General features: G+C 53.7%; 22 protein-coding genes and 2 pseudogenes. 11 read left to right on the forward strand and 13 right to left on the reverse strand.

Annotated features, from left to right (window positions below; translation table 11 throughout):
• Positions 1-188: 188 nt before the first annotated feature.
• On the forward strand, positions 189-1,346 hold the full coding sequence (gene ampH, locus RTN40_RS05285; RefSeq protein WP_312227536.1) for a D-alanyl-D-alanine-carboxypeptidase/endopeptidase AmpH: 1,158 nt from the start codon (positions 189-191) through the stop codon (positions 1,344-1,346).
• A 101-nt stretch (positions 1,347-1,447) separates the two neighbouring features.
• On the forward strand, positions 1,448-2,422 hold the full coding sequence (hemB, locus tag RTN40_RS05290) for a porphobilinogen synthase (RefSeq protein ID WP_312227537.1): 975 nt from the start codon (positions 1,448-1,450) through the stop codon (positions 2,420-2,422).
• A 53-nt stretch (positions 2,423-2,475) separates the two neighbouring features.
• On the opposite strand, the pseudogene RTN40_RS05295 reads toward hemB, so the two are convergent.
• Both RTN40_RS05295 and RTN40_RS05300 read right to left on the reverse strand, forming a co-directional pair.
• A pseudogene (locus RTN40_RS05295) lies at positions 2,476-2,961 on the reverse strand (Hcp family type VI secretion system effector); the annotation flags it as partial.
• Positions 2,962-3,225: 264 nt separating this feature from the next.
• Positions 3,226-3,753, reverse strand: a complete 528-nt coding sequence (locus RTN40_RS05300; protein ID WP_312227646.1) for a DUF2778 domain-containing protein — start codon at positions 3,751-3,753, stop codon at positions 3,226-3,228.
• Between the two features lie 195 nt (positions 3,754-3,948).
• Between RTN40_RS05300 and RTN40_RS05305 the strand changes: the two are divergent.
• From RTN40_RS05305 to eutC, 4 genes and pseudogenes are all read left to right on the forward strand, one after another.
• Positions 3,949-5,661: pseudogene (locus tag RTN40_RS05305) on the forward strand (lysophospholipid acyltransferase family protein).
• Positions 5,662-5,821: 160 nt separating this feature from the next.
• Entirely contained in the window at positions 5,822-7,201 is a 1,380-nt protein-coding gene (gene eat / locus RTN40_RS05310; protein WP_312227647.1) for an ethanolamine permease, read from the forward strand.
• A gap of 9 nt (positions 7,202-7,210) precedes the next feature.
• On the forward strand, positions 7,211-8,602 hold the full coding sequence (locus RTN40_RS05315; protein WP_312227538.1) for an ethanolamine ammonia-lyase subunit EutB: 1,392 nt from the start codon (positions 7,211-7,213) through the stop codon (positions 8,600-8,602).
• Positions 8,599-9,390, forward strand: a complete 792-nt coding sequence (eutC, locus tag RTN40_RS05320; RefSeq protein ID WP_312227539.1) for an ethanolamine ammonia-lyase subunit EutC — start codon at positions 8,599-8,601, stop codon at positions 9,388-9,390. Before RTN40_RS05315 ends, eutC begins: the two co-directional genes overlap by 4 nt.
• Here eutC and RTN40_RS05325 read toward each other — a convergent pair.
• A complete protein-coding gene (locus tag RTN40_RS05325; RefSeq protein ID WP_312227540.1) occupies positions 9,382-10,608 on the reverse strand; it encodes a diguanylate phosphodiesterase in 1,227 nt (408 codons plus the stop codon). The two genes, eutC and RTN40_RS05325, sit on opposite strands and share 9 nt — an antisense overlap.
• A gap of 200 nt (positions 10,609-10,808) precedes the next feature.
• Between RTN40_RS05325 and RTN40_RS05330 the strand changes: the two genes are divergently transcribed.
• Positions 10,809-11,354 (forward strand): 2-oxo-tetronate isomerase, encoded by a 546-nt coding sequence (locus tag RTN40_RS05330; protein WP_312227541.1) that lies wholly within the window; start codon positions 10,809-10,811, stop codon positions 11,352-11,354.
• Between the two features lie 14 nt (positions 11,355-11,368).
• Here RTN40_RS05330 and RTN40_RS05335 read toward each other — a convergent pair whose 3' ends face one another.
• Together RTN40_RS05335 and RTN40_RS05340 are read right to left on the reverse strand one after the other, a co-directional pair.
• Positions 11,369-12,691 (reverse strand): diguanylate cyclase, encoded by a 1,323-nt coding sequence (locus RTN40_RS05335; protein ID WP_312227542.1) that lies wholly within the window; start codon positions 12,689-12,691, stop codon positions 11,369-11,371.
• A gap of 387 nt (positions 12,692-13,078) precedes the next feature.
• Positions 13,079-13,789 (reverse strand): phage antirepressor KilAC domain-containing protein, encoded by a 711-nt coding sequence (locus tag RTN40_RS05340; protein WP_312211090.1) that lies wholly within the window; start codon positions 13,787-13,789, stop codon positions 13,079-13,081.
• Positions 13,790-14,065: 276 nt separating this feature from the next.
• Between RTN40_RS05340 and RTN40_RS05345 the strand changes: the two genes are divergently transcribed.
• Both RTN40_RS05345 and RTN40_RS05350 read left to right on the forward strand, forming a co-directional pair.
• Positions 14,066-14,626, forward strand: a complete 561-nt coding sequence (locus RTN40_RS05345; RefSeq protein ID WP_312227543.1) for an Ail/Lom family outer membrane beta-barrel protein — start codon at positions 14,066-14,068, stop codon at positions 14,624-14,626.
• A gap of 129 nt (positions 14,627-14,755) precedes the next feature.
• Positions 14,756-16,366, forward strand: coding sequence for an FAD-NAD(P)-binding protein (locus RTN40_RS05350; RefSeq protein WP_312227544.1), 1,611 nt, complete (start codon positions 14,756-14,758; stop codon positions 16,364-16,366).
• A 69-nt stretch (positions 16,367-16,435) separates the two neighbouring features.
• Here RTN40_RS05350 and RTN40_RS05355 read toward each other — a convergent pair whose 3' ends face one another.
• Genes RTN40_RS05355 through RTN40_RS05365 form a run of 3 tightly spaced genes read right to left on the reverse strand, consistent with a single transcriptional unit; the run spans position 16,436 to position 18,621 of the window.
• A complete protein-coding gene (locus RTN40_RS05355) occupies positions 16,436-17,812 on the reverse strand; it encodes a PTS ascorbate transporter subunit IIC (RefSeq protein WP_312227545.1) in 1,377 nt (458 codons plus the stop codon).
• Between the two features lie 32 nt (positions 17,813-17,844).
• On the reverse strand, positions 17,845-18,123 hold the full coding sequence (locus RTN40_RS05360; protein WP_312227546.1) for a PTS sugar transporter subunit IIB: 279 nt from the start codon (positions 18,121-18,123) through the stop codon (positions 17,845-17,847).
• Positions 18,124-18,156: 33 nt separating this feature from the next.
• Positions 18,157-18,621 (reverse strand): PTS sugar transporter subunit IIA, encoded by a 465-nt coding sequence (locus tag RTN40_RS05365; RefSeq protein ID WP_312227547.1) that lies wholly within the window; start codon positions 18,619-18,621, stop codon positions 18,157-18,159.
• A 281-nt stretch (positions 18,622-18,902) separates the two neighbouring features.
• Here RTN40_RS05365 and RTN40_RS05370 point away from each other — a divergent pair, with 281 nt between their 5' ends.
• Positions 18,903-19,637, forward strand: coding sequence for a GntR family transcriptional regulator (locus RTN40_RS05370; RefSeq protein WP_312227548.1), 735 nt, complete (start codon positions 18,903-18,905; stop codon positions 19,635-19,637).
• Positions 19,638-19,701: 64 nt separating this feature from the next.
• Here RTN40_RS05370 and RTN40_RS20985 read toward each other — a convergent pair whose 3' ends face one another.
• Both RTN40_RS20985 and RTN40_RS05375 read right to left on the reverse strand, forming a co-directional pair.
• On the reverse strand, positions 19,702-19,989 hold the full coding sequence (locus RTN40_RS20985) for a DUF3892 domain-containing protein (RefSeq protein WP_409418510.1): 288 nt from the start codon (positions 19,987-19,989) through the stop codon (positions 19,702-19,704).
• 800 nt (positions 19,990-20,789) lie between these two features.
• A complete protein-coding gene (locus tag RTN40_RS05375) occupies positions 20,790-22,559 on the reverse strand; it encodes a phage tailspike protein (protein WP_312227549.1) in 1,770 nt (589 codons plus the stop codon).
• A gap of 97 nt (positions 22,560-22,656) precedes the next feature.
• Here RTN40_RS05375 and RTN40_RS05380 point away from each other — a divergent pair, with 97 nt between their 5' ends.
• Positions 22,657-23,106: a hypothetical protein gene (locus tag RTN40_RS05380; RefSeq protein ID WP_312227550.1), complete on the forward strand. Its 450-nt coding sequence runs from the start codon at positions 22,657-22,659 to the stop codon at positions 23,104-23,106.
• A gap of 1 nt (position 23,107) precedes the next feature.
• Here RTN40_RS05380 and RTN40_RS05385 read toward each other — a convergent pair whose 3' ends face one another.
• From RTN40_RS05385 to RTN40_RS05395, 3 genes are read right to left on the reverse strand one after another with little or no spacing between them, the layout of a single operon-like run.
• On the reverse strand, positions 23,108-24,946 hold the full coding sequence (locus RTN40_RS05385; RefSeq protein ID WP_312227648.1) for a DNA transfer protein: 1,839 nt from the start codon (positions 24,944-24,946) through the stop codon (positions 23,108-23,110).
• Positions 24,946-26,331, reverse strand: a complete 1,386-nt coding sequence (locus tag RTN40_RS05390; RefSeq protein ID WP_312227551.1) for a phage DNA ejection protein — start codon at positions 26,329-26,331, stop codon at positions 24,946-24,948. The genes RTN40_RS05385 and RTN40_RS05390 overlap by 1 nt, the downstream gene beginning before the upstream one ends.
• Complete coding sequence (locus RTN40_RS05395; RefSeq protein ID WP_312227552.1) at positions 26,331-26,972, reverse strand: DNA transfer protein; 642 nt, start codon at positions 26,970-26,972, stop codon at positions 26,331-26,333. The genes RTN40_RS05390 and RTN40_RS05395 overlap by 1 nt, the downstream gene beginning before the upstream one ends.
• Positions 26,973-26,992 lie beyond the last annotated feature (20 nt).

Consider the following 26,992-nt stretch of genomic DNA (forward strand, 5'->3'; position numbering starts at 1 on the left):
TACCGAAGCCAGTGAGATTACCACAAGCGCTTCATGTCAAAAGAAGACATTGTGTTGCAGGAAAAAAGCGTCTGTTTACCCGGCGTTACGCTTGACGGCAAAATAAAGCGCTTTTTCGGGCTTTGCATCGCGCCGGTAAGTAGTATAAATACGCTCTATCTCTTTAACTTTTTTGATGGATGCTGTCGTTGAAACGTTGCCTGCTCTTATCCACTCTGTTGTGCGCCCTGACCTTTTCATCAGCAAATGCGGCACAGACCTCCCCCGATCCGGAATTTGCGTCCGACGTTGTCGATCGCTACGCCAACCATATTTTCTACGGCAGCGGCGCGACCGGCATGGCAATGGTGGTGATAGACGGCAACCAGCGCGTGTTCCGCAGCTTCGGGGAAACGCGTCCGGGCAACAACGTGCGTCCCCAGCTCGACTCGCTGATCCGCATCGCCTCCATCTCTAAGCTGATGACCAGCGAAATGTTGGTGAAGCTGCTCGATCAGGGCGTGGTAAAGCTCAACGATCCCCTCAGTAAATACGCCCCTGCTGGTGCACGGGTACCGGGCTGGCAGGGATCGCCCATTACGCTGGTAAACCTGGCGACCCACACCAGCGCCCTGCCTCGCGAGCAGCCCGGTGGCGCGGCGCACCGCTCGGTCTTCACCTGGCCAACCCGCCAGCAGCGCTGGAACTGGCTCTCGACCGCGACGCTGAAGACCGCTCCCGGCTCGCAGGCCTCCTACTCAAATCTGGCGTTCGACCTGCTGGCGGATGCGCTGGCCAATGCCGCCGGTAAGCCCTACGCCCAACTCTTTGACGAGCAGATTGCCCGCCCACTGGGAATGAAGGACACCACCTTTACCCCCTCGCCGGACCAGTGTCGTCGTCTGATGGTGGCGGAGAAAGGCGCCAGCCCCTGCGATAACACCCTGGCGGCCATCGGCAGCGGTGGGGTCTACTCTACGCCGGGAGATATGATGCGCTGGATGCAGCAGTTCCTCTCCTCGGACTTCTACGCCCGCAGTAATCAGGCCGACCGGATGCAGACCCTTATCTACCAGCGCAGCCAGCTGACTCGCGTGGTAGGCATGGATGTGCCGGGTAAAGCCGACGCGCTGGGACTGGGCTGGGTCTATATGTCGCCGAAGGAGGGTCGCCCGGGGATTATTCAGAAAACCGGGGGCGGCGGCGGGTTTATCACCTATATGGCGATGATCCCGAAGAGCAACGTCGGCGTTTTCGTGGTGGTGACCCGCTCTCCCCTGACCCGCTTTAAAAACATGAGCGATGGGGTTAACGACCTGGTGAGCGAGCTGAGCGGCAACAGGCCGCAGCTTATTCCCGCCTCCTGATCCGCTATACGCTGCGGGGTGAGTTAACGCCTGTTTTGGCGAAACATCCCGCAGCTGATTGGGCTATACTAGCCGCCTGTTTCACCAACCTCAGGCATACCATGACCGATTTAATTTCCCGCCCGCGCCGCCTGCGCAAATCTGCCGCGCTGCGCGCCATGTTTGAAGAGACAACGCTGAGCCTCAATGATTTTGTGCTGCCCATCTTTGTTGAAGAAGAGCTGGACGACTATAAAGCTATCGACGCCATGCCGGGCGTGGTGCGCATTCCAGAGAAGTATCTGGCGCGTGAGATTGAGCGCTTCGCCAATGCGGGCATTCGCTCGGTCATGACGTTTGGTATTTCACACCATACCGATGCTACCGGCAGCGATGCCTGGCGTGAAGATGGCCTCGTGGCGCGTATGTCGCGGATCTGTAAAGACGCGGTGCCGGAGATGGTGGTCATGTCCGATACCTGCTTCTGCGAGTACACCTCCCACGGCCACTGCGGCGTGCTGTGCGATCACGGCGTTGATAACGACGCAACCCTGATCAACCTTGGTAAGCAGGCGGTAGTGGCCGCTGCCGCCGGCGCCGATTTCATCGCCCCGTCCGCCGCTATGGATGGCCAGGTGCAGGCAATTCGCCAGGCGCTGGACGCGGCAGGCTTTACCGATACGGCGATCATGTCCTACTCCACCAAGTTCGCCTCCTCCTTCTACGGCCCGTTCCGTGAAGCGGCGGGAACCGCGCTGAAGGGCGATCGTAAAACCTACCAGATGAACCCGCTGAACCGCCGGGAGGCAATCCGCGAGTCGCTGCTCGACGAAGCGCAGGGCGCTGACTGCCTGATGGTTAAGCCGGCAGGCGCGTACCTCGACATCCTGCGCGACATCCGTGAGCGCACCGAGCTGCCGCTCGGCGCATATCAGGTCAGCGGTGAGTATGCGATGATCAAGTTTGCGGCTCAGGCCGGGGCTATCGACGAGGATAAAGTGATCCTCGAGAGCCTGGGTGCGATCAAACGCGCCGGTGCGGATCTGATCTTCAGCTACTTTGCGCTGGATCTGGCCGAACGGAAACTCCTGCGTTAAACCGTTATGCCCGGTAGCGCTTTACGTGCCGGGCAATAACATATTCAAGAGTATTATGAGGCTGTCATCCTCTCTATCCATGCATCAGTATACTGAACATTCCCGTCTACGTACTTCCAGGTTATTTTGTCATACATCATAGAAACTGCTTCCATATGGTTTAATTGCAAGTTTCCAGCTAATTTGGTATTAGGCACACCTGGATTAACACCCGTTATTTTGACATTTTCCATTAAAATGATAAAATAACACACTTCCTGACCAGCGTCATTAATATGATAAAAGCGAATCTCAGCGCTTTTTAATGTCTGGCCAGTGGCAACAGCTTTATATAAGTATGGGCTGGAACTATCAAATTCTTTCTCAAACATGATTGGCGAATGTGAACGTGTTCCAGTAACTTTACCATTAGCACTATCCACAGGAAGATTAATACCGTGGCTAAACCCGATAAGCTCTATACTGCCCTCTCGGTCTTGAACGTCTACAGATCCTTTTATGTCTGCGCCACCATCATCCTTAAGCCATAGATAGGGGGGATTGGCATTTAATGACTCCTTATAAACTTGAACAAGTTGTTAACTAAAATATAAATTGTAATGGTGATAAAAATAACGGTTAGGAATGATATATAAAAATAGGTGTCATATATTGTTTCTGCGTTCACGTCCGCATAAATATAATTTGCAATTTTCTCTGCAAAATCATAGCTAATCCAAATTTCTGGATTACCTAACAAACGAGCAACAGCTATTGAAACTAATATAAAAAAAGCCGTTTTTAGTAATCTGCGCGCCCAGGTTTTAAGAAGGCGAGCAACTATTATTGTTTCCATTTGCTAGCACCTCTACAAAGCCGCGAGCCTTCAGCGTTTTCATACAGGGAACTTGAATAGGCTGGGTTCGCATTAATGCATTTCTAATTAGAGCGTAATCAGAGTTATGAGGAATAGTTATACATCCTTCTGAAATATGACCGGGATGAAGCCTGAAAAGGCCACGATGAACGTTGTTTATCCATGTACCATCATCTATACCCCACTCATCTCTATAAAGTGCAAACCATTCATCACGCCCGAACGTCGCACCGTTCCAAACCCGGTTCCATGTATCTTGCGCATCAGCTTTAAACCCTGAAAAAAAACCGCCTGAACCACGTTCCACAATCCAATATCTGCCAGTGGGTAATGGACCATTTTTGAGAACGCTACTACAAGCACCTCTATTACGGTAAATTCCATTTCCAGAAAAAGCCAAAAATGTACCAACACCGTAGAGGGTGAAGGGTGAGTAATCTGCATTGTTCAATACAAACTTTCCGTGAAGCGCCATGATAACCACACTCCTTTTATTGTTATGTTTAACTATTTTTAAACCAATTTCAGAAAGAAAAAGAGACAATAAGTGCTGATAGATAAGAAAAATTAACTGCATTTACAGCAGCTGCTTCTCGAAAATTCACCTCCCTGTCACAGAAACGCCATCTCGCCCTTCTACTGTCTGCCTAAGACGGATGGAGGAACTACCATGTTTAGTCTCGACAGCGTTCTTGATGACCTTTGGCCACAGGCCAAACCCGCCCCCTGGCAACGCAACCTGCTGAAACGTCTGCTTTACGAAGAGGAATTTCAACAGTTCGCCGCTCGCCATCGCCACCTGAAGGGGCTGGATATGGTCGAGCAGATCCTTGAGCATCTTCACATCCGCAGCACTCTCTCCGCCCACGACCTTGAGCAGATCCCCGAGCATGGCCCATTAATTGTTGTCGCCAACCATCCTACCGGCACCCTGGATGGCCTCGCCCTGCTCCATGCCATCTCCCGCGTGCGACGGGATGTTAAAGTGGTGACCAACCGGATGCTGAGTCACCTGGAGCCGCTTAGCTCGCTGTTTATTCCCGTCGATAACCTCGGTGGGCGCACGCGCAAATCCTCGCTGCTGCAAATGGAAACACAGCTCCAGCAGGGCGGCGTGCTGATCTTTTTTCCTGCGGGCGAGGTGTCGCGCCTGACTCGCCACGGCATTGGCGACAGTCCCTAGCACAGCGGCTTTATGAAGCTGGCGGCGAAATTTCGCACCCCGCTGCTGCCGGTGTTCATCCGCGCCCATAACAGCCCGCTCTTCTACGTCAGCACGCTGATCTCACCTACCCTGCCGATGCTGCTCCTGATGCAGCAGATGTTCCGTCGCCAGGGCAGCATACTACCGATCACCCTTGGCCAGCGTATCCCGTGGGAAAGTCTGCATAACCCGCACATCAGCGCCCGCGAGACGGCAGAGCGGTGCCGCCAGCATGTTATCCGCCTGGGCAAAGGTCTGCCGGAGCTGTTTAAAACCGAATGCGCCATTGCCCGCCCGGAAGCGCGGCTAGTCCTCAAGCGCGCTCTGGCGCAGGCAGAATGTCTGGGTCAGACTCCCGACGGCAAGACCATCTATCTCTGGCAGCGCAACGGCGAGGAGGATGTACCGGTGCTGCGCGAGCTGGGTCGTCTGCGGGAGATCGCCTTTCGCGCCGTGGGGGAAGGCAGCGGGCAGCGGCGCGACATCGACCGCTATGACGATGACTATCTGCATCTGATCCTGTGGGATGAGGCCGATCTGGAGATCGTCGGCGCGTACCGTTTTATGCCCACGGCACGGCAGGTCGCGCAGCAGGGACTGGGCGGGCTGTATAGCTACAGCCTGTTTCACTATGACGATAAAATGGACGACATTTTACAGCAGGGCATTGAGCTGGGACGCAGCTTTATTCAGCCACGCTACTGGGGCCGTCGCGGGCTGGACTATCTCTGGTCAGGCATTGGTGCCTACCTGGCGCGCTACCCCCAGTACCGCTATCTCTTCGGCCCGGTGTCGATCTCTGGTGGCCTGCCTCCGGCGGCGCGGGATCTGCTGGTGGCCTTCTACCGCCTTTGGTTCCCGCCGATCCATCCGCTGGCCGTCTCCCGTCGCCCCTGGCCAGCCTCGCTCCCAGAGGTGCTGGCCCAGTTTACCGGCGACGATTACACCGAGGATCTTACCCGCCTGAAGTCGCTGCTCGGCAACCTGGGCTGCGGCATTCCCCCGCTCTACAAGCAGTATTCAGAGCTGTGCACGCCGGGCGGCGTCCAGTTTATCGACTTTGGTAGCGATCCGGACTTCAACCACTGCGTGGACGGCCTGGTGCTGGTGGATCTCACCCATCTAAAAAGCCAGCGCTATGCGCGCTATATCGGTGCGCATCTGACGAAAGCGAACTAGTTCTTTTTCACCGCGCCGGGGCAGGCTGCACCATCGCCCCGTGCGTTTCGGTGCACTGCTTTTAGCGTGATCTTTTCATATCATTGAAATAACTAAGGTTAATTTTTGGCACCGCCTTTGCAGGCTCCCGGTTAACTGTGTAACGGCGAGGCAGCAAATGATGACGACACAAACAACTACTCTGAAAAGAACGCTCGGCAGCTTCCGTCTCTGGGGGATTGCCGTTGGCTTGGTGATCTCCGGCGAGTATTTTGGCTGGAGCTACGGCTGGTCGCAGGCGGGCACGATGGGCTTTCTTGTCGTGGCGCTGGCCATTGCGGCGATGTACTGCGCCTTTATCTTTAGCTTTACCGAGCTGACGACCGCCATTCCCCACGCCGGCGGTCCCTTTGCCTACGCCTATCGCGCCTTTGGGCCAACCGGCGGGTTTATTGCCGGGTTTGCCACCCTGATCGAGTTTGTCTTTGCCCCACCGGCGATTGCGATGGCCATTGGAGCCTACCTGAACGTGCAGTTTCCGGCGCTGGATGCAAAATGGATCGCCTGCGCCGCGTACGTCATCTTTATGACGCTGAACATTCTCGGCGTCGGCATTGCGGCCACCTTCGAGCTGATCGTCACCCTGCTGGCGATTTTCGAGCTGCTGGTGTTTATGGGCGTGGTCGCGCCGGGCTTCTCATGGGATAACTTCACCGCTAACGGCTGGGCAGGCGCAGAGAGCTTTAGCGGCCTCGCCCTCTCCGGCATGTTTGCCGCCATTCCGTTTGCTATCTGGTTTTTCCTCGCCATTGAGGGCGCGTCGATGGCAGCCGAGGAGGCGAAGGATCCCCAGCGCACCATTCCACGCGCGCTGGGCGGCGGTATTCTGACCCTTACCGTGCTGGCGGTTGGGGTGATGATCTTTGCCGGCGGCGTCGGCGACTGGCGTAACCTCGCCAACATCAACGATCCGCTGCCGCAGGCGATGAAGGTCATTGTCGGTAACAACAGCGGCTGGCTGCATATGCTGGTCTGGCTGGGGCTGTTTGGCCTTGTAGCGTCATTCCACGGCATCATCATGGGCTACTCACGGCAGATCTACGCCCTGGCACGAGCGGGCTATCTGCCAGCCAGCCTGGCGACATTGAACCATAAGACCCGTACGCCGCACCTGGCGATTCTGGCAGGAGGCGTGGTGGGCATCGCGGCTATCTTCTCGGACTCGGTAATTACCATCAGCGGTATGCCGCTCACCGCCTGCATCGTGACGATGTCGGTGTTCGGCGCTATTGTTATGTATATCACCTCGATGGCCGCGCTGTTCAAACTGCGCCGCAGCGAGCCGAACTTAATCCGCCCCTTTAAAGCACCGCTATTTCCCTATGCACCGGCGTTTGCCCTCGGCATGGCGGTGCTCTGCCTGGTAGCGATGGTCTGGTTCAATCCGCTGCTGGCGCTGATTTTTGCGGCGATGATGCTGGCTGGTTACCTGTGGTTCCGCAGCACGGCCACGGCCCGCGAGCGCGCCGGGCTGGATCCACAGCTGCGCGCCCTCTCTTGAGGAGGCGACATGTATAAAACCACTCTGGCGCACCGCACCTACCGGTTCGCCAGCCTGAAAACGCTGCTAGCGAAAGCCTCCCCGGCCCGCTCCGGGGATGTGCTGGCAGGCATCAGCGCCGACTCTGCCGAAGAGCGCATGGCGGCGAAGATGGCGCTGGCCGAGGTGCCGCTGCGCGAGATCCTGGCCAATCCGCTTATCCCTTACGAAGCGGATGAGGTTACCCGGCTGATTATTGATACTCACGATCGCGACGCGTTTTCCACCATTAGCCATCTGACGATAGGCGACTTTCGCGACTGGCTGCTGGACGACGCCACCGATCCCCTTACCCTAAGCCGTGTGGCGCGTGCCATTACGCCGGAGATGGCCGCTGCCGTTAGCAAGCTGATGCGCAACCAGGATCTGATCCTCGCTGCCAGCCGTTGCCGGGTCGTTACTCGCTTTCGCAACACGATTGGCCTGCCGGGCCACCTGAGTGTGCGTCTGCAACCTAACCACCCTACCGACGATCTGAAAGGCATCGCCGCCAGCATGCTCGACGGCCTACTCTATGGCGCAGGGGATGCGGTGGTCGGCATCAATCCCGCCAGCGACAGCCTGCCGGTGCTGGAGCGGCTGAACCATATGATGGATGACATCATTAGCCGCTTTGCTATTCCCACCCAGTCCTGCGTGCTGACGCACGTCACCAATACCCTGGCGCTGATAGAGCGCGGTGCCCCCGTCGATCTGGTGTTCCAGTCGGTGGCAGGCACCGAGGCGGCAAACAGCGGCTTCGGCATTAACCTGGCGCTGCTGGCGGAGGCCCGGGAAGCCGCCCTGAGCCTTGGGCGCGGCACGCTGGGCAACAACGTAATGTATTTTGAGACCGGCCAGGGCAGCTGCCTCTCCGCCAACGCCCATCATGATGTCGATCAGCAGACCTGCGAGGCGCGGGCCTATGCCGTGGCGCGCCACTTCGATCCGCTGCTGGTCAATACGGTGGTGGGATTTATCGGCCCGGAGTATCTCTACGACGGCAAGCAGATTATCCGCGCCGGGCTAGAGGATCACTTCTGCGGCAAGCTGATGGGTCTGCCGATCGGCTGCGACGTCTGCTATACCAACCACGCGGAGGCGGATCAGGATGATATGGATAGCCTGCTGACGCTGCTATGCAACGCCGGGCTGACCTTCCTGATTGGCGTCCCCGGAGCGGATGACATCATGCTCAATTACCAGAGCACCTCCTTTCACGATGCGCTGTATGCCCGGCGTCTGCTGGGGCTGAAGCATGCCCCGGAGTTTAGCGAGTGGCTGACGAAAATGCAGATTATCGATAGCGCCGGCCAGCTGCGGCTCACCGGAGCCAATCATCCGCTGCTGAGCGTGCTGCCGCCTGAGGGGGTAAACGTATGAATCATCCTGACGCCTGGTCGCTGCTGCGCGAGTTTACCGATGCTCGTATCGCCCTGGGGCGCAGCGGTGCAAGCCTGCCAACCCGGGAGGTGCTCAGCTTCGGCCTGGCTCACGCCCAGGCTCGCGACGCGGTCCACCAGCCTTTTGACAGCGAGCGGCTGGCGCAGCAGCTTATGGCGCTGGGCCAGCAAACCTTGACCGCCCACAGTGCCGCGGCGGATCGGCATATTTACCTGAACCGTCCGGATCTGGGGCGCAGGCTGAGCGACGAAAGTCGCGAGATCCTTCAGGCCAGCCGGGTACCCGCCCACGATCTGCTGCTGGTGATTGGCGACGGGCTATCTTCCCATGCGGTGCACCGCCAGGCGGTGGCGCTGATTACGGCCCTGCTGCCCTACCTTCGGACGCTGGGGCTGAACATCGGGCCGGTGGTGCTGGCGCACCAGGCGCGCGTGGCGCTGGGGGATGAGATTGGCGAGACGCTGAAAAGTAGAGCGGTAGCGATGCTGATTGGCGAACGTCCGGGGCTGTCGTCCCCGGACAGCCTGGGCGTTTACCTGACCTGGCAGCCGGCGCGCGCCCGTATGGACTCAGAGCGCAACTGCATCTCTAACATCCGCCCGGAGGGCCTGAGCTACGAGGCCGCTGCGTTTAAGCTTGCCTGGCTGCTGGAGCAGGCCTTTTTACGCCGCCTGACCGGCGTTAAGCTAAAAGATGAGAGTGATAACCCGGCGCTGCATGGGCGGGTTAAGCCGCGAATTTCCGCGTCAATGCCTGAGTCAAGATGATGGTTTCGCCTGCTTTACCGGCCAGCAGACCGGCGCGACGCCGTTGAGGGCCGGTTTAGCAAACAGGTAGCCCTGGAAGTGCTTGATACCCGCCGCCTCCAGCCAGCACCACTCCTCTACCCGCTCAACCCCTTCCGCCACGACGCTGATTTCCAGCTCGGCGCAACACTTGACGATGGCGTTAACAATCGCCTGCTTTGGGCCATGCAGGTGAATATCGGTCACAATGCTGCGGTCAATCTTTAGTTCGCCCGGCTGAAATTTGGTAAGCAGCGACAGCCCGGCAAAACCTGCGCCGAAGTCGTCAATGGCCAACCCAATACCTGCCGAACGTAGCTGCATAATCGCGGTGGTAAACTCGTCGTAGCCGGAGATCACCTCGTCCTCCGTCACCTCGACAATCACCTGCTCAGGAACCAACCCGTGCCGGGTGATCTGCGCCAACAAAATATCCACCGCGCCAGGAATATTGACCAGCGACATGGGCAGCAGGTTAATAGAGAGCTTATGGCTGCCGATGCCGATCTGTTTCGCCAGCGCAAACGCCCACTCCTTTGACAGGAGATCGGCCTCGTGAATTTTGTCCGGCGGAATAGAGGCAAAGTAGTCCTGGGGTGAACCGCCGTTTGGGCTACGGATCAGCGCCTCAAAAGAGCTAATCTGCCCACGCAGCGGTTCTACGATGGGCTGGATGGCGAACTGGCACGGCTGATCGGGGAACAGGAACGGTAAAGTTTGCGCCAGCGGCGGCTCGACGGGCACAAAGGCCCAGCGTTCAGGTTCATTCCGCCCGGGATACTGTTCGCGCCAGCTACCGCGCAGGAATGATTTGATAAACTTATAGACTCGCCCGTCGCAGGCGAGATTAAACTTTAGCGCTCCAGCAATAATTACCGAGCGCAGCACCGATCGTGGGCTGTCATAACGGAGATCGAACAGCGACATGCCGGGATCTTCAAAATGCCGCTTGGGGGCATAGTCGCGCATCAGCTCAACTACGCTATCGTGCCGCGGATCACCATTGATTTTGGCATACAGGGTATTCACATCCGCCAGCGGACCTTCAAGCACCTGAAGAAAATGGGTCCCGTCGAAAAGTAAAATACCGGAGATCTGCAGCTCTGCGTTGCGTCTCTGCGCCCGGCATACCAGATCGCCTAACTTTGACGCATCAAAGTCGGGACTCAGGCGGCTCCGGTAAATCAGTGTAGAAATCATAATGTTCAGGTCCTTTACGGCAGGTGACGCAATCAGTATACCTTGCGGTGAAGGCTTTACGCCTCTCTCTGTGCCCTTCATTACAGCACTCTTCTTACAGAAAAATCGGTATTCTCTCGCCCTGAAAACCGGCCCGACATTTTGCTGCAATACTTAAGAAGATTTGTTCCATTCAAGATGCACAGAAGGAATAGCCAACAATGACAACAGAGCAACAATTTTGCCAGCAATTCATGGAAAAACCGTTGGATTTTCTGGCAAATGAACTGGGTGATCTTTTAACGAGCAAAAAACTGCGCCTGACAACGGCGGAGTCCTGCACCGGGGGCCTGCTCGGCTCCACGTTGTGCGCAGCGAAGGACACACCTTCTTTTTTCGGCAGCGGATTTATAACCTTTACGGATGAAGCGAAGATGACGCTGCTAAATGTGAACCCGGAAACACTTGCCAAACATACCGCCGTCAGTAAAGCCACGGTGGAGGAGATGGCAACAGGTGCGGTCAGGGTATCAGGTGAAGATGTCGGCATTGCCGTTAGCGGCTACGGCGGCCCGGACGGCGGCGAAGACGGCACGCCTGCCGGCTCCGTCTGGTTTGGCTGGGCGCTGCCGGGTAATAGGGTTGATTCAGCTCTTCAGCATTTTGAGGGCGAGTGTACCGAAGTCCTGGCGCAGGCAGTAAAATATGCCATCGTCGCACTGCTCTTCAAGCTGGGCTATATGCCTGATAGCCGCCCTGAACATTAAATCGCGAAACGCATCTACGCCCGCTGCATCGCCGCTGCCGCCACGACACCGTTGCGTCCCCGCCGTTTTGCAGCATAGAGCGCGGTATCGGCCTGATGGATGACGCCGCTGGCGATAAGATGAAGCGGCCGGTTTTCGGTCACCATGCTGCATTCGCTAAGGGTCGCGATGCCGATGCTGATGGTCAGGTAGCCGGTTGGGCTGGCAGACAGAGGAATGCGTAACGCATTGATGCTTTCACGCATTCTTTCTGCCATCGCCAGTGCCCCTGCGCTGTCGGTGCGCGGCAGGATCACTAAAAACTCCTCTCCGCCGTAGCGGCTGACATTATCTTCGGACTGGCGACGCGCTGCCACCAGTGCGTCGGCTACCCTGCGCAGGCACTCATCCCCCGCCTGGTGGCCGTAGGTATCGTTATAGCGCTTAAAATAGTCAATGTCAGCCAGGCAGACCGAAAGCGGAAACTGCTCCTCAAGGGCGTTGGTGATGACGTTAGAGAGACACTCGTCCATATAGCGACGGTTGAACAGGCCGGTGAGATGGTCGTGCTGGGCATGCTGCTGCAGGATCGCATTGGCACTAGCCAGTTTCTGCTCCGCGCGACGGCGCTCGGTAATGTCCACCCAGGTCACCGACAGCCCCACCACGTTACCAGAGGCATCATGCACCGGTACGGAGTGGGTATCGTAGCAGCGCTTGCGCCAGACAATCTCCCGGCAGGGGATCTCCGCACCGGTATCGGCCAGGGCAAAAGCGGCCTGAAACTGTTGCCAGCAGCCGGGCATCTGTTCAGCAATATGGCTCTCAGCGGGATCGTTAGCGGCGTTATCCATCAGCTGGGCCATTGCCTTGTTCGACATCACCAGACGCCCCGTACGGTCAATCATACAGAGTGCAACCGGAGTCGAGTCGTAGATAGTCTCCAGCTGCATAACGCGCTCGCCGAGCGTTGAGATATTGCGATCGATGCCCCGGTAGCCGCGCAATTCACCCTGCTCATCAAACAGCGGAACGCCGCTGGTTTCGAGCACCACGATCCGACCATCGGCGCGGCGGTTGCGGTTAACCAGCCCGGAGAATGGAATACGCTTAGCAACGATTTCGCCAAAAGCGCGTCCGACGCGCTCGGCTTCACCGGGCAGCATAAAGTCAAAAGGGGTGCAACCGATCACCTCTTCCGGTGAGACGCCCAGCAGGCTGGTTACTACTTTTGAGGACCAGGTGTAGCGCCCCTGGGCATCAACTTCCCAGACCCAGTCAGAGTTGTTATCAAGGAGATCAATAAGATGCTGTGTATCGACATTGCCGGAATCGGATGGCTTTTTATTATCATTCATGATTAGTACTAACGTTGTCCCCGCTAAAAGGGATCGGGTTACTTAACATTGGGCCTGCCTTTAGCCGAGGACGGTTATTTTTAATAATGACAATAATGCCAAAGCATGAAATTCTCATTTTCCGCCGGTTATTATAAGCCACCTTAACCACTCTCTTCATCTGCCACAGACAGGTTATCGTATTGTTATGGCCCTGCCTTTAGGAATCGTTGTCACTTTTTACAGGGTTATGCCACAGATCTGCCTGAAGAGGAGTAACGAGGTTGGCTGGACGTGGGAAGAGATCTAAGAAGATGAACAGAAAAGGCACATTCAGGGATGATGCGGCTGGAAAAAAAAAGCCCTCCGCCAGCGTGCTGACGAAGGGCTGGAAGGGCTAGCGCAGGCTTATGCCGCTGCCGCACCCTTTGGCTGCGTGGCGATATGTCCGGCCCAGAGACCCGCCACCCACTTCACCCCTTTGGCGGTAAAACGCGCCTGGGAGAAAGTGTGCTGGTTTTCACCTACCCCGGATCGCATGGTGAAGTAGCCCGCCTGCTGATGATGCAGCTGCGGCGTCAGCGTGCCATTAACGCGGTACATGATGTTGCGCTCCAGCAGGAACTGACGGAACTCCGGTTCTTTCACCTTCAGCATCTTGCAGAGCTGGCGAAAACCCAGCGAGTCCTGCACCTCCACGAAACGGTCGAAAAACTCCGCCTTGGGTACGGAGAGCGCCAGCTGCTGCTCGGCTCTCTGGCGCTGCTCATACTGCTCGGCCCAGGCGCGAGCCGCCGCCGCCGGGTTGGTGAAATCGGGCAGCGCGGTCTTGTTTTCGCGCTCCTGCCAGCGATCCAGTGCAGCAGCGGTAAAGCCTGGCGACAAACGCGCTACGGCCAGCAGAGAGTCGCGCTTGTTCAGCAAAAACTCCTGATAGCTCTCGCCATCCCGCTCAAACATTGCCACCCGTACCGGCTCTGATAAACGCTGCGCCGTTTCGAGGCTTTTAACAATACGTTTTACTTCACCGTGGGTTATGCCTGTCAACGCAGCGATTTCACGGCTACTCATCGTTGCCGATTGATCCAGAGAATTAAGGCTTTCAAATGGAATCATCATAGGCTTCACCACTCACTTACTATAGCACCCGACTGGGTTGTGTAATTATTATACTAATCCCTGTTCAAATATCCAGTAGTTTTTTTGAGCGATTTTAGTTAAGTGCGATTTTTTCGATATGAAGGTTGCCTCATGAAGATAACGTATGCGCAACTACCAAATTAGGGGGTATTATTTACTCATATTATCAAAGCTTTAAGATTATTCCCCCTTTCAACCCCTGCTAAAAAAACCAACAATTCTGCCACCGTAATTGATGGCAAATGGAACAGGAAAATGAAAAAAATTACTCTGGGGATGTTAGTGGTGGCCAGCCTGATAAGCGGCGCAGCAATGGCAGAGAGCAATACGCTCTCTATTGGCTATGCGCAGAGCGATGTGGAAGGGTTTAAGGATATTCGTGGCGTGAACGTGCAATACCGCTATGAGCTGGACTCTCCCCTCAGCGTGCTCGGCTCTTTCACTTACATGAGCGGTGATGACGATCAGGATTACTACGTGGCCTCCGATGCAGTGCATAACAGCATCGACGTGAAATATTACTCCCTGATGGTCGGCCCGGCATACCGCATTAACGAGTATGTTTCCCTCTATGCGCTGGGCGGCATTGCTCATACCAAAGCCGACGGCGATACCACCTGGGTAAACGCAGGCGATTACTACGTCGGGCGTGAAAGCATTTCTGAGAAATCGACCGATTTCGCATGGGGTGCGGGCGTGCAGTTCAACCCGACCGAGCAGCTGGCGATTAACGTTGGTTACGAAGGCACTAACGTCGATATCGACGGCAGCCGCTCCATTAACGGCTTTAACGTCGGCGTCGGCTACCGCTTCTAATTCCGCATAGCGCCGGGAAGCTGCTTCGCTTACCCGGCCTCATGTTCCCACCCCGTGGTCTACACTAGTTTTATGCAGCCCGACTGGCATACGGACAGGCGGTAAAACAAGAATAGCGGGTGAACAAAAATGAAAAAAATCGCAATCATCGGCGCAGGACCGACGGGTATCTATACCTTTTTTTCCCTGCTGAAAAACAGCACACCACTCTCCATTTCCATCTATGAGCAGTCCAGTGAGGCAGGCGTCGGCATGCCTTACAGCAGCGAAGAGAACTCAAGAATGATGCTGGCCAATATCGCCAGTATTGAGATCCCGCCCATTTTCTCAACCTATATCGACTGGCTGCGCAGCCTGAGCGAAGAACATCTGGCCCGCTACGGCGTACAGGCCTCCTCTCTGCATGTCCGTCAGTTTCTGCCGCGTATTCTACTCGGCGAATATTACCGCGCCCAGTTCCTGGCGCTGGTGGTGCAGGCGAGACAGCTCGGCTTTGAGATAGAGGTGCATGAGTCCTGTCGGGTGACCGATATTGAAGCCACGCCAGAGGGCGTTCGGCTGTGGACAGAAAACACACTGGCTGCGGAGCGGTTCGATCTTGCCGTTGTTGCTACCGGGCACGTCTGGCCGGAAGAGAGCAGCGCAACGCGCACCTATTTTCCCAGCCCTTGGTCCGGGCTGATGGAGGCACACATTCCGGCCTGCAACGTCGGCGTGATGGGCACCTCCCTGAGCGGCATCGACGCCGCAATGGCCGTGGCTATTCAGCACGGCACCTTCTTTGAGACCGAGGATAAGCGTCTGCATTTCAACCTCGACGCCGACAGCAAGGCGTTACAGATCGTACTGATGTCGCGGTCGGGCATCCTGCCAGAAGCGGACTTCTACTGCCCTATTCCTTACGAGCCGTTATCCATAGTAACGGAGAGCGCGATTGAAAAAGAGATTGCCGCCGGGCCGGATGGCCTGCTCGACCGCGTTTTTGCGCTGATGGTCAAAGAGCTGACGCTGGCGGATCCGCTCTGGAGTGAGCAGATCGCTCTTAGCACGCTGGATGCCGACAGCTTTTTCGCAGCCTGGTTTGCCGACCGTAAGAAACAGGATCCCTTCCGCTGGGCAGAGACCAACCTGAATGAGGTCGAGCGTAACAAGCGCGACAGGCGGACGGTGCCGTGGCGCTATACGATCCTGCGCCTGCATGAAGCCATCCAACCTATTGTCCCGTGGCTTGACGAGCATGACAGCGCACGCTTCGAGTCGGGCCTCGCCCGGATCTTTATCGATAACTATGCCGCCGTGCCTTCCCAGTCGATTCGCCGCCTGCTAGCTCTGCGCGAGGCTGGGATCCTGAGCGTTCTCGCACTCGGCTCGAACTACGAGATGGAGATCGGCGAGCAGCAGACGACCATCTTCGCTGAGGGCGAGCGCTATCAGTACGATGTCTTTATCGATGCGCGCGGGCAAAAGCCGCTGAAGACGGCAGATTTACCATTCCCAACGCTACGCCAGCAGCTCGCCGCCAGTGGAGAGGAGTTCCCCGCCGTTGGGGATGACTACACGCTCCATGAGCCAGCCAGCGTGCGCGGACGCATTGCTTTTGGCGCAATTCCCTATCTGATGCATGATCAGCCGTTTGTGCAGGGCATCACCGCCTGCGCGGAGATCGGTGCGGCCATCGCCAGGGCAGTCGCGCAGCCAGCCACCCGCGCAAGGGGCTGGCTCCAGATGCTGGAGCTGTAGCGATTGTTATATATCGAATACAAATAAAAGAGCAGAGGGAATCATCCCTCTGCTCCTCTTGACCCTGCTTTACTGACCTGCACCCTCTTCCACCGGCACTTTCTTTTTAGCCGTGAAGTTATAGATAACCAGCAGCGCAAAGATGCCGGTGATGGTCAGGGTAATCATCCCCTTATCCATAAATTGCGCCATATTGCCGAGGATAATCCCCACTACGCCGAAATCGGTATCGGAGAAGGTGGTGTTGGTGAGGCCAATCGCCCCCAGAACCGGCAGCAGCGCAACAGGCAGGAAGGTGATCAAGATCCCGTGGGCAAACGCCCCGCAGATAGCCCCACGTTTACCGCCGGTAGCATTACCGAAAACGCCCGCTGTAGCACCGCAGAAGAAGTGCGGTACGACACCGGGTAGGATCAGCACCCAGTGCAGCTGCCCCAGAATGAACAGCCCTACCAGTCCACCAATAAAGCTGGAGATAAACCCAACCAGCACCGCGTTGGGCGCGTATGGGAAGACAATCGGGCAGTCCAGAGCTGGTACGGCGTTAGGCACCAGCTTCTCAGAGAAACCGGTAAAGGCCGGGACGATCTCCGCGAGGATTAAGCGCACCCCTTGCAGGATAATAAATACGCCCGCCGCAAAGGTAATCGCCTGGATAAACGAGTAGACCAGATAGTTTTGACCGCCGCTGAAGTTAGCCTCAACATACTCTTTACCTGCCGATACTGACAGGATGAGGTAAATAACCATCATGGTCAGGGAAATAGAGATGGTGCTGTCACGCAGAAAACTGAGGTTTTTCGGCATGTTCATCTCTTCGGTGGATTTCGATCCTTTACCGACCAGGGTACCAATCCAGCCTGAGAGAACATAGCCAATCGTGCCCGTATGCGCTAAAGCAACCTGATCGCCGCCGACGATTTTACGCATATAGGGCTGAGCCAGCGCCGGGAACGCCGCCATCAAAATACCCAGCGCTAACGATCCGGTATAGATAAGCTGAACACCTTCAAAACCGGCTACCGAGAGGATAATCGCTACCATGCAGGCCATGTAGAAGGTTACGTGCCCTGAAAGGTAGATATATTTCAGGCGAGTAAACCTGGCGACCACAATATTAGCCACCATGCCAAACGCCATAATCAGCGTGGTCGGTGCACCGTACTTGGCGAGGGCAATAGAGACCATCGCTTCGTTGTTCGGGATGATCCCCTGAACGTCGAATGCTTCTTTAAAAATATCGCCCAGCGGGGTTAATGAGCTGACCAGAACAGAGGCACCGCCAGCCAAAACTAAGAAGCCAAGAATGGTTTTTACCGTCCCCTTAATCACATCAGGGAAAGGTTTTTTCTGTGCCACCAGCCCGAACAGCGCCACCAGTCCAACAAGGATGGAAGGCACCTTCAGCACATCGACGACAAACTGCAAAAGGTTTTGAATAAACATATTAACCTCTACGGGAAGATGTTCATCTCTGTTTAAGCGTTATTTTTCTCAAAATACTCGCGTATTTTTTGCTCGATCTCTTTCAGATCGATAATGTTATTGATGATGATAATCTTGCCCTCAGGCAGGTTGGCGCTATAGGCAATATCCTTCGCCATTACAAAAACGTCAGCCACATCGGGGGTTACCGATCCCAGGTCGGAGTGTTCAACATCCGCGACCACGTTAAGAGTTTTCAGCACCTTTTTGATATTCATTTCCATCATGAAGCTGCTGCCCAGACCTGAACCACACACCGCCATCATTTTCATAACTCACCTCATTAATCATTGATCACTATTCGTCTACTGGGCGATACCGTTATCGGCCAATAAAATTGCATTCAGTTCTTCTTTGCTGCGGGCGTTGAAGACCTTTTCCATTTCGCTTTCATCAGAGAGCAGCTCAGCCAACTGAGAGATCATCTCTATGTGGCTGTTGCTGTCCGGCGCGGCAAACATGAAAAGGGTATCCACCGGATCGTTCTCATCAGCGTTAAACACTACGGGTTTAGCCAGCTTTACAACCGATAAGCCCAGCGCCTGAGCGCCCTCTTCCGGACGGGCGTGCGGCATAGCAATCCGCGGAGCGATAACGAAGTAAGGGCCGACCTCCTCTTTCAGGCGGATAATAGCCTCGATATAGCTTTGAGATATTGCTCCTTCATTGAGGAGAGGAAGCCCGGCGATCTGGATGGCCTCTTTCCAGTCCGCTACGCTCTCAACGTACTGTATTTTCTCGTTATTTAACCACGTTGCCAGATGCGACATATTTTTCTCCCTGATCTAAAAAAACGCGTTTCTCTGTTTCAGGCTGCTTGATACGTATAGACATCTTTAAGATGTATAGTCATCTAGATAGTGGACCGGGATCTGGGCAGATACAATATGTAACGGTCACATTGCGGCGAACTCGCGGGATTTGGATGCAAATTCGTTAAGCCGATCACATCTCTACACCACTCAAGTGGTGCTAAGCGAAGAATATCAGGCATACATGTATAGACAGGCTCAGGGGAGTCGCTCTTTCACACTTATCGGGAAGAATATCGATGGTTGATGGCATAACAGAGAAGCAGAGAGAGGTAGTCGATTACATCCTGAAGAAAATTAAGGATGACGGCCTGTTGCCTGGCGATAAGCTCGATACTGAAATTGCCATTGCCAAAAATATTGGTATCACCCGCGCTACCGTGCGCGAAGCCACGCGCATTTTAATAGAGCAGCAGAGGATTTACCGGGTTAAAGGCTCGGGTTTGTATGTAGGGTCAACTGGGGTAAGCAACCACTCTGGACGATTTCATGCGCTCTCACCTTTCGATTATCAAGCCCAGAAGCATGGCTATAAGGGCGTGCGAAAGGTTATCTCTGCCAGTATTATCCGCGTTCCCTCCCCTGATATGGCGCAGGCGTTACGTATTAAGAACAGCGACAAGGTCTATAAAATTCTGCGTCTGATGTGCTTCGATGATATTCCCGTTGCGCTGGAGCATAGCCACCTGCCGGTGAGCATGTTTAGCACCATGGAGTTCAGCAGGCTGGAGATGTCGAAATTCTCCTATATCGAGCAAATTACCGGTAAGAAGATCCAGCGCCGGGACCAGAACCTGGAGGCAATCAATTTGACCGATGCGGATGTGCTCTCCTTATTAAAATTAAAGGAGAATGATGCGGTTATCGAGCTTACGGAAACGGTGTTTCTTGATGATGGGACGCCCTGCGAGGTGAATATCGCGATTATCAATACGCGGATATTTCCGCTTAGGCAGGATTCGCGACGGCCTTGATTAATAGAGGGGTGCATATGATTTTTAGTATCCATCAAAAAGGCCGCATCTGCGGCCCTTTGGATTAGAACTGCGGTAGTTGTTCGAGGTTATCCCTCGCGATCCCATCAGCTACGGTTTTTAAATAAAAATTGCCACCGACAGGATCAATAATTACTCTAGCTCCCTGATAATACTGACCATCACTCCTTTGTATTGCCGTGATAAATACATCTGTTTCATTAAAAATCCTGGACACAACCTCTTGCCTTCTAAGATCAACGGAAACACCTCCACCTTGAGAAACTCTAAGTACATCAATATGCGAATGATTCGAATTATAACGCACAGCATATACATAATAATTTGACATATAAAAAACTTAATAATTGGCAGCAACATTACTGCCTTAACCTTATAAGCCCCAAGCAATAAAAGTGCACAGTAATTCTTCCCGAAAATAAGCACACATTACAAAATTACATTAAAAATATTTATATTACAAAATATGCGGGAAATTAATTTTTAGTTATATATCTCTTTGAATAATGGTTAAAAAGCCCATCTTTTTTAACCAATGGATTACAAAGTAGCAGTTAAGAAGATAAGAAAATAAGAAAATAGAAAAAACTCTAAATAGCAGAAATATGTCTAAATAAAGAAAGGGGATTTACATCAACAGCAGATAACCAACTGAGAAAACTGGTGCCGATAATAGGAGTCGAACCTACGACCTTCGCATTACGAATCCGAAGCACCACATTTAACTAACTGTTTTAACTGGCCTTGACCGCATTCACAGCCATCAAGTCAGTGGCACAAAACGGAAGATGATGGAGGTTGTGAATGAGTGCATGTCACAAACATGGCACAGAGAGCGCAAAGCCCTGCATGGGTGCAGAGCTGTGCGTTTCTCAAGGCAATTTCCGCCCCAATCCCATGGTTATTGATTGATCATTAAACAACCATTACACTGCCCATCTACATAGAAATGGTGGCGCCATGGTCTTGTTAACAAAATTAGCTCACTGGTTTATCCGTGCCATGGGTGTTGCATGTCTGCTAATGCTGGTCACAGGCATATCTGCTGATAAGGGATTTGTTAGCCTGGACATAGCAATGATAGCTATATGGCTATGGGATGAGTATTCGCTATGGAAGCATAGGGTGTGACTACTTGTCCGCGAATAACCTTTCCAGATTGCTAACCCTATCCTCTAGCCGTTGACGCTCCCGGCGCTGATAAGCAGCCTCCAGCCACAGGCACTGATCTGAACGGATGCCCCAGCGATCACCTGCGTGCGTAACGAGAATCTTGCTTTCAGGCTTGACCACTTCCGTCCATGCATCTTTAGTTACAATGCGCTGCAGCGATCCATCAAGAGCATCTAAATACTCCGGTTCATGCTCAATGACCTCCGCGGGCACTATATCGAATTGATCTTCCCACTCATCGTGGCAGAGCAGGCCGAGGCGAGTTCCGTCGAGACCTTTTTCTTCAAACGCTTTTTTTACCTGCTGAGCGATTACCCCGAAGTGCCAGCGAGCTGAATCCTCTCCTTTCTCCTGAATCGAGTTCAGCCACTGGAAAGCGATTAACGACACATCACCCCAAGCATCAAGAATGGCGTCTGGGTCCTGGCCCATCAACCCAGAGAGGGTTTCGACGGTGATAGGGTCTGTTTTCTCACGGCCATCAGAGGTGTTAATAGTTCCTGTGCCAGCAAATAGTACGCTCCAGCGATTAACCATGTCGCCACAGGGGGTCAGGTTGTCATTGCCAGGCGTCACAGCCCTTTGGAAGGTGGCAGCCGTTTTAACTAAAAGCCGCGTTTCTCCTGCTGCAACGAGTTGCATTTTCGTGTCGCCAGTAACTCCGATGGCCATTCCGTTGCCATCTGTAGAGGCGAACCCATAGAAAGGGTTGCTGGCGCTTCCCCGGAAATTGATGGCAAAGTTAGATACACTCGGATCAACGCCGAACCCGGCCACGCCATTCTGGAACATTCGACCGCCATTAGGTGCGTAGTAAGCCAGTCCGGTAATTTGCCTGATGTGAACACCGACGTTGGCCTGTTTTCCCGCCTGCAAATGCTCAATGAGAATGCCGTTCTGTTGCTGCAGATTTCCTGTTCCCTGCAGGAGGACGTCGTTAATATAGACGCCCGCACGGTCGTTGATTTGTCCTGTTCCCTGATGCACGGGGGAAGACATCAGGCCTTTCATTAACTCCAGCACGCCAGAGCCAGCATATGTTGTCCTGTCCTGAAAGCTATACACGTGGTTATGCGTATGCGCGCCTTTCAGGTTTAGCGTTGCATCAAATACACCGTACCCTCCGTAGTCTGTAGCGGTGTCAATAAATGTCTTATCTGCAAAGCCATGGCAGTTAGTTGGTGAGTTCTGTAACAGACGAACCACAGTAACGCCATCACGAACAGCATCAGACCCAGGATTACCTAAGGGCAGGTTACCAACGATTAAATTAGCTATTTCATTTCCGGTCACACGCAATCCACCGGTCATCGTGTCACCTCGCCTGTCAACGGCATTACCGACTAGCTTGACGCCATCAGCAGAAGCCAGTTGATCCTTGAAGTCCAGCAAATCACCTGACGAACCCGTCACCCTTGGAAAGTAGAACTGCTGAGTTCCATAGGCATCGTAAACGGCCATGCTGTAATTTGAGGTAGTCAGGAAGTTGGCAATCTGACCGTTGTATACCGGGAAACCAGCAGAGTTAATCCGGATCGGCTGCGCCACCTGGATGTTTTCACCAGATTCGCTCTCCAAATAAATAGGGATTTGGTTTGCCGGGTTGGATGGATCTGTGTCAATCTTACCAACATAAATCTTGCCATTGGCGTTAGCCTTGAACGAACGCGCCAGGGTAAATAGCTGGCTCGGCATACTGACAACTGCGTTTGCGGTAACATCTGCCATTTGTAAACTCCGGGCATAAAAAAGCCCCGGCGGCTGCCAGGGCTGGATAGGTTTTGGTTTCAGCTTTATATTCGTCCATACCCCAAAGGAGTAGAAATTGGATAAATCAAAGAGCTTCGGTGAAAATGCTTACAATGACATTAAAAAGGTGCTGAAGTACCTCTTTGTGATTGCCTTGGTCGTTTCGGCTATGGGTGTGGCATGGCTTGGATTCGGCGCGTATCAGGCATACAAAATAAAGAAAGAGCGCGAGGATATTCTTATCCCTAAAGCAATGGAGTTTACTAGAACTCATGTCCCTACAATGCTTTACCGGGATGAGTTCGGGACTAAGGAGATGGCAATGCTTTGGTTTGTTGGGGATACAGACAACCACGCCATAATAAAGGTTTCAGGCAAGATAGGCGTGTACTCCACTTCGCAATACTCTTCCATTTCTTTCTTTAATCAAGCTGGGGAAGCTTGTGAAAGCGCATCTGCGTCTATCAATGAAAGTGGTAAAATAAATTCTCTTAGTTGCGATAACAAAATATATTTCACCAAGTGAATCAATTCGTACTTTCTGTATGATTTGCAACAAATGGCCTTACAATTAAAGCCGCCTGACTTAGCGCCTTTTCATATTGTGGCGTGCCTGGTTTAGTGTTAGCCAATCTCAAAATCGCATTCCTGATTGGCTTACTTTCATAAAACCGCGCCACGGCACCGTAGCTTAACCCTGCTGCTGTCCCCACCCCGCCAGTACCAAGAACATCCGTTGCCACACCTGCAGGGACGGCGATCTGGAACAACTCCTGTCCTGTCGGTGTTACCGCCCCGGCACGTGATGCGTGTCTTGTCTGGTCAAGATATTTTGTCAGGCCTTGCAGGTATTGCCTTTCCTCTCCTTTGAACAAAATTCCCGTCTGCGATGAAAGCCGGTTAACTTCATTGAGGAACTTGTCAGGACTCCCTCCCGACTTTTCATATGCCTTTCCAATGACTGACGCCCTGGCAGCTCCTCTCCCCTTGCTATCAAGGGAGTTGTATAGCTGCCTGACTTCGCTTTGCTTGTTGCTAAACAAAAGGTTATTGACAACCTCAGGCGTCAGGTCTCCCTTCTGCAGGACATTTTTTAGGCGTGTGTTGTTAACCATTTGCGCTTCATTGGCGTATACAGCATTTGCCTGTTTATACCTGCTCGCCATTTTCGCCCCGAGAGTGTCGGATACAGCTTGGTTCACATCATTGGTTAATGCAGAGTAAACTCTGTTAACAGCAGCCTGCGACTGATTAGGCCATACAGTCCGATCACCTTTTACGTCCTGTCTGAACTGGGTACGCAAATCTCTCAACAAGCCAAAATCCGCACCTTTATTCAGTTCATCCCTGTAGGTTTCAAGCTTGGAAATGGTCTGCGTGTCAGCCGCACCGCCCAGCCGTGAAAGCCTGTTTATCTCAGTGTCGATTGCTGAAATAGCTTGTGTGGGATTTATAGTACCTGCGGACTGCATGGCGTCATTTACCAAAGATAATCGCCCACCGGCAGCCTGTTTAACCTTGCTCGTCTGCCTCTGTAAGCTCTGAACAATTTCTTCAGGTGCCGGCGAGTCAAACTGCTGCGCATAGCGCTGGACTATTTCATTCCTTGCTTCCTGCTGTCCGCGCCGCAAAGCTCCAGTACCTGTAACTGGGATTTTCTCCCCTAATGCCCGCGCTGAGTTTCCAGTGAATGTACCTGGGGGTGCTACGTCAGTGGTCAACAAAGGTGCATTGTTTTTTTCAGCAAAATTTATGGCCTGCTGAGCCTCCGGTGCAATCTCTCCACGTACAGCCGTTACGCCACGGCCTATAGCCTTAGCTGTACCGGAAAGTACACCCTGAGCACCCAGGTTTACCGCCGCATTTGTTGCTGCGTTCTGGGCAAAATCACCTTGCTGATTTGCTGCCTCTGCCAACGAACCTAAAGCCATGCTACCAGCAACACCGGCGCCTGGAATTAGATAACCACCAACTGCCTCTCCAGCCTGCGCATAATGATCTGACGGGCGATCAACCGGACGGTATACATCGTCAAGCACTCGCGGCCCGCCAAGGCCCTGACTGATCGCATTGATTAGGCTGGCACCGCCCTGTAAAACATCGAACGGGATATTTACCAGCCCCCTACCCGCCTGCTCTGCGGCCTGACCAATGCTCTGCCCGCCAGTGATCCAGTCGGCAGCCTGCTGTGCTAAAGATGGCTCTGATTGCTCTTGTGTTGTCGTCGCGGGCTGATTCTGCTGCGTTGTCGCTGTTGGCTCAGGATTTGACTGTCCAGCGAAATACTCATCAATCGCAGCACCAATATCTTCAGTGCTGGTGCCGTCAGGGAAACTGAACGTTTTGCCGTTAGCTGTAACTTCCATCATTTCACCGTGAATGTGATTCCTGATTTAGACGTATGAATGCCACCCGCTGATTGTTGAGCGCTTTGCTGGTTGACTGGCTGGCGACTCGTACCAACATTGACGTTATACTGCTGGTTGTAATTGTCTGTGTAGGTCTTGATGTCTTTAACTGATTGCTGTGCTGACTCCGGGCTAGAAAAATCAATTTGTGGCATGCCCTGAAAATACATTTTTGCTTCAGCTACAGTGTTGATACCACTTGCCCCCATATCACGCGCAGCCGCAATACCCTGATTTTGCATTCGTCCTTGAATACGCTGCGTCGCGTTATAAATCTGCCTCTGCTCTTTACCACTGATTCTGCTTCTGACGTCGGCCCCTAGCGCAGGAGTGCCATTACCACCAGTCACACCGGTGATGAAGTTCAAATCATCTGGACTGGCCGCTTCGATGGTGTCTATGTCTTTCTTCATAGCATAATTCTGAGCTGTAGCAGCCGATGTTGCAGGCGAGGCTATTGCGTTTGCCGGAACGCGAACAGTGTTTCCATTGTTATCCCGCCCCTCATAGAAAGCATTCGCTCCCGCGCCATGCAACTTCCCACCTATCGACACTGTCCTTCCGTCAGACAGCTGCACCTGTCTATTCCCTGCCCCTACTCCAGTATTAATTCCTGCCACCTGAGCAAAGAGCGCGGCTGCCTCAGGATCTGTTTTAAGCAAGCTGGAGTATGCGGAAAAGTTTTTCATGTCACTGGTTGCTCCGCTTGCCGATAACTTGGCGTTCTGAGCAGATATATTTTGCCCCCTGACCTGAATATCCTGCCCTCTGGCTTGTAGAGCCTCTCCAGCCTGATTACTGCGGATGCGCTCCGCGAGAGTCTCCTGATCGTTGGCGCGTTGCGCCCGGTCGTTCTGAACCCCATAGTAATCTTTCGGACCAAGAGCGCTAAGCCCTACCGCATCTACAATGCTAGCCAGAGCCTGAGGATCTTGCTGATACTGTTGCAGGATTTCCTCTGGAGATGAATTGATGGTGCCGAGCACGCCAGCGTTGCGGGATGCGGCCGCACCAATGGCCTGCGGATTGCCTGATGCCATGGCAATTCGCAGATCTCGTGCTGCATTACCCAGAGCTAACTGATGCTGCTCATCCTGAAAGCCTATTCCTTGTTTAATGGCATCTATTTGACCTGGGTATTTCGCAACAAGAGCCGACATCTTTTGCGGATCTCCAAAAGACTCACCCCAGTCTCTTTGAAACTGCTGTGCCAGTGCCTCTTGCCTCAGAGCTTTTTGGCTCTCAATTTCTTGCTGCTTATACAGCCCCATCAGACTTCCAAGCCTGGCACCGGTCATTATTGACTGATTCAGTCCTGACGTGTAATCAATTGGATCCGCCATTAGTAAAGACCTCCGCCACCACCGATTAAGCTTTTTCCGCCAGTGAAGTATGCTGCCGCACCATTGGCCAGTGTATTGAATCCAGCCACGGCCTGGCCTGCACGAGCCGCACCTATCTGCCCCATGTTTTGTCCGTAAGCGTTGGAGTAGTTACCAGCCGCCGCGTTATTAGCGCCTGCAGCGGAAAGGCCAACGTTGGTGAGTCCGAGAAGCTGCCCATACATGTTATTCTGCTGGTCTGTCATCATTGACAGGTAATTCTGCCCAAGCTGCGGAGCAATTGCTGCCAGATTATTGGCCGTCGAAGTAGATCCTAGTCCACCAGTTGCTTCGGCAGCATTTAACGCCTGATAACGAGCCTGGTCGCTCATTAGTTGATATTCAGGGGAGCTGTAATAATCAGTTAATAGTTGACTGCGGTTTATTGGTTGCCCAGCAATGCCGGTTAATCCTGTCAGGCCGCTGAGTCCAGCACTAAGAAATGGCTGGTTTGTTTGTTTCTGATCCTGGTAAATATTCCAGGCCATCTGGTTGGAGTCTTTGGCGGCGCTAACCTGTGCATCAGCAGCCTTGTTAGAACCGGTAATGCCACCAACCACACTACCCACAACGTTACCAATACCTTTAGCAATGCCGCTCATGTAGCGCACCTCGTCATCAA

This window comes from Pseudescherichia sp. (assembly GCF_031987975.1).
Classification (GTDB): Bacteria; Pseudomonadota; Gammaproteobacteria; order Enterobacterales; family Enterobacteriaceae; genus Pseudescherichia.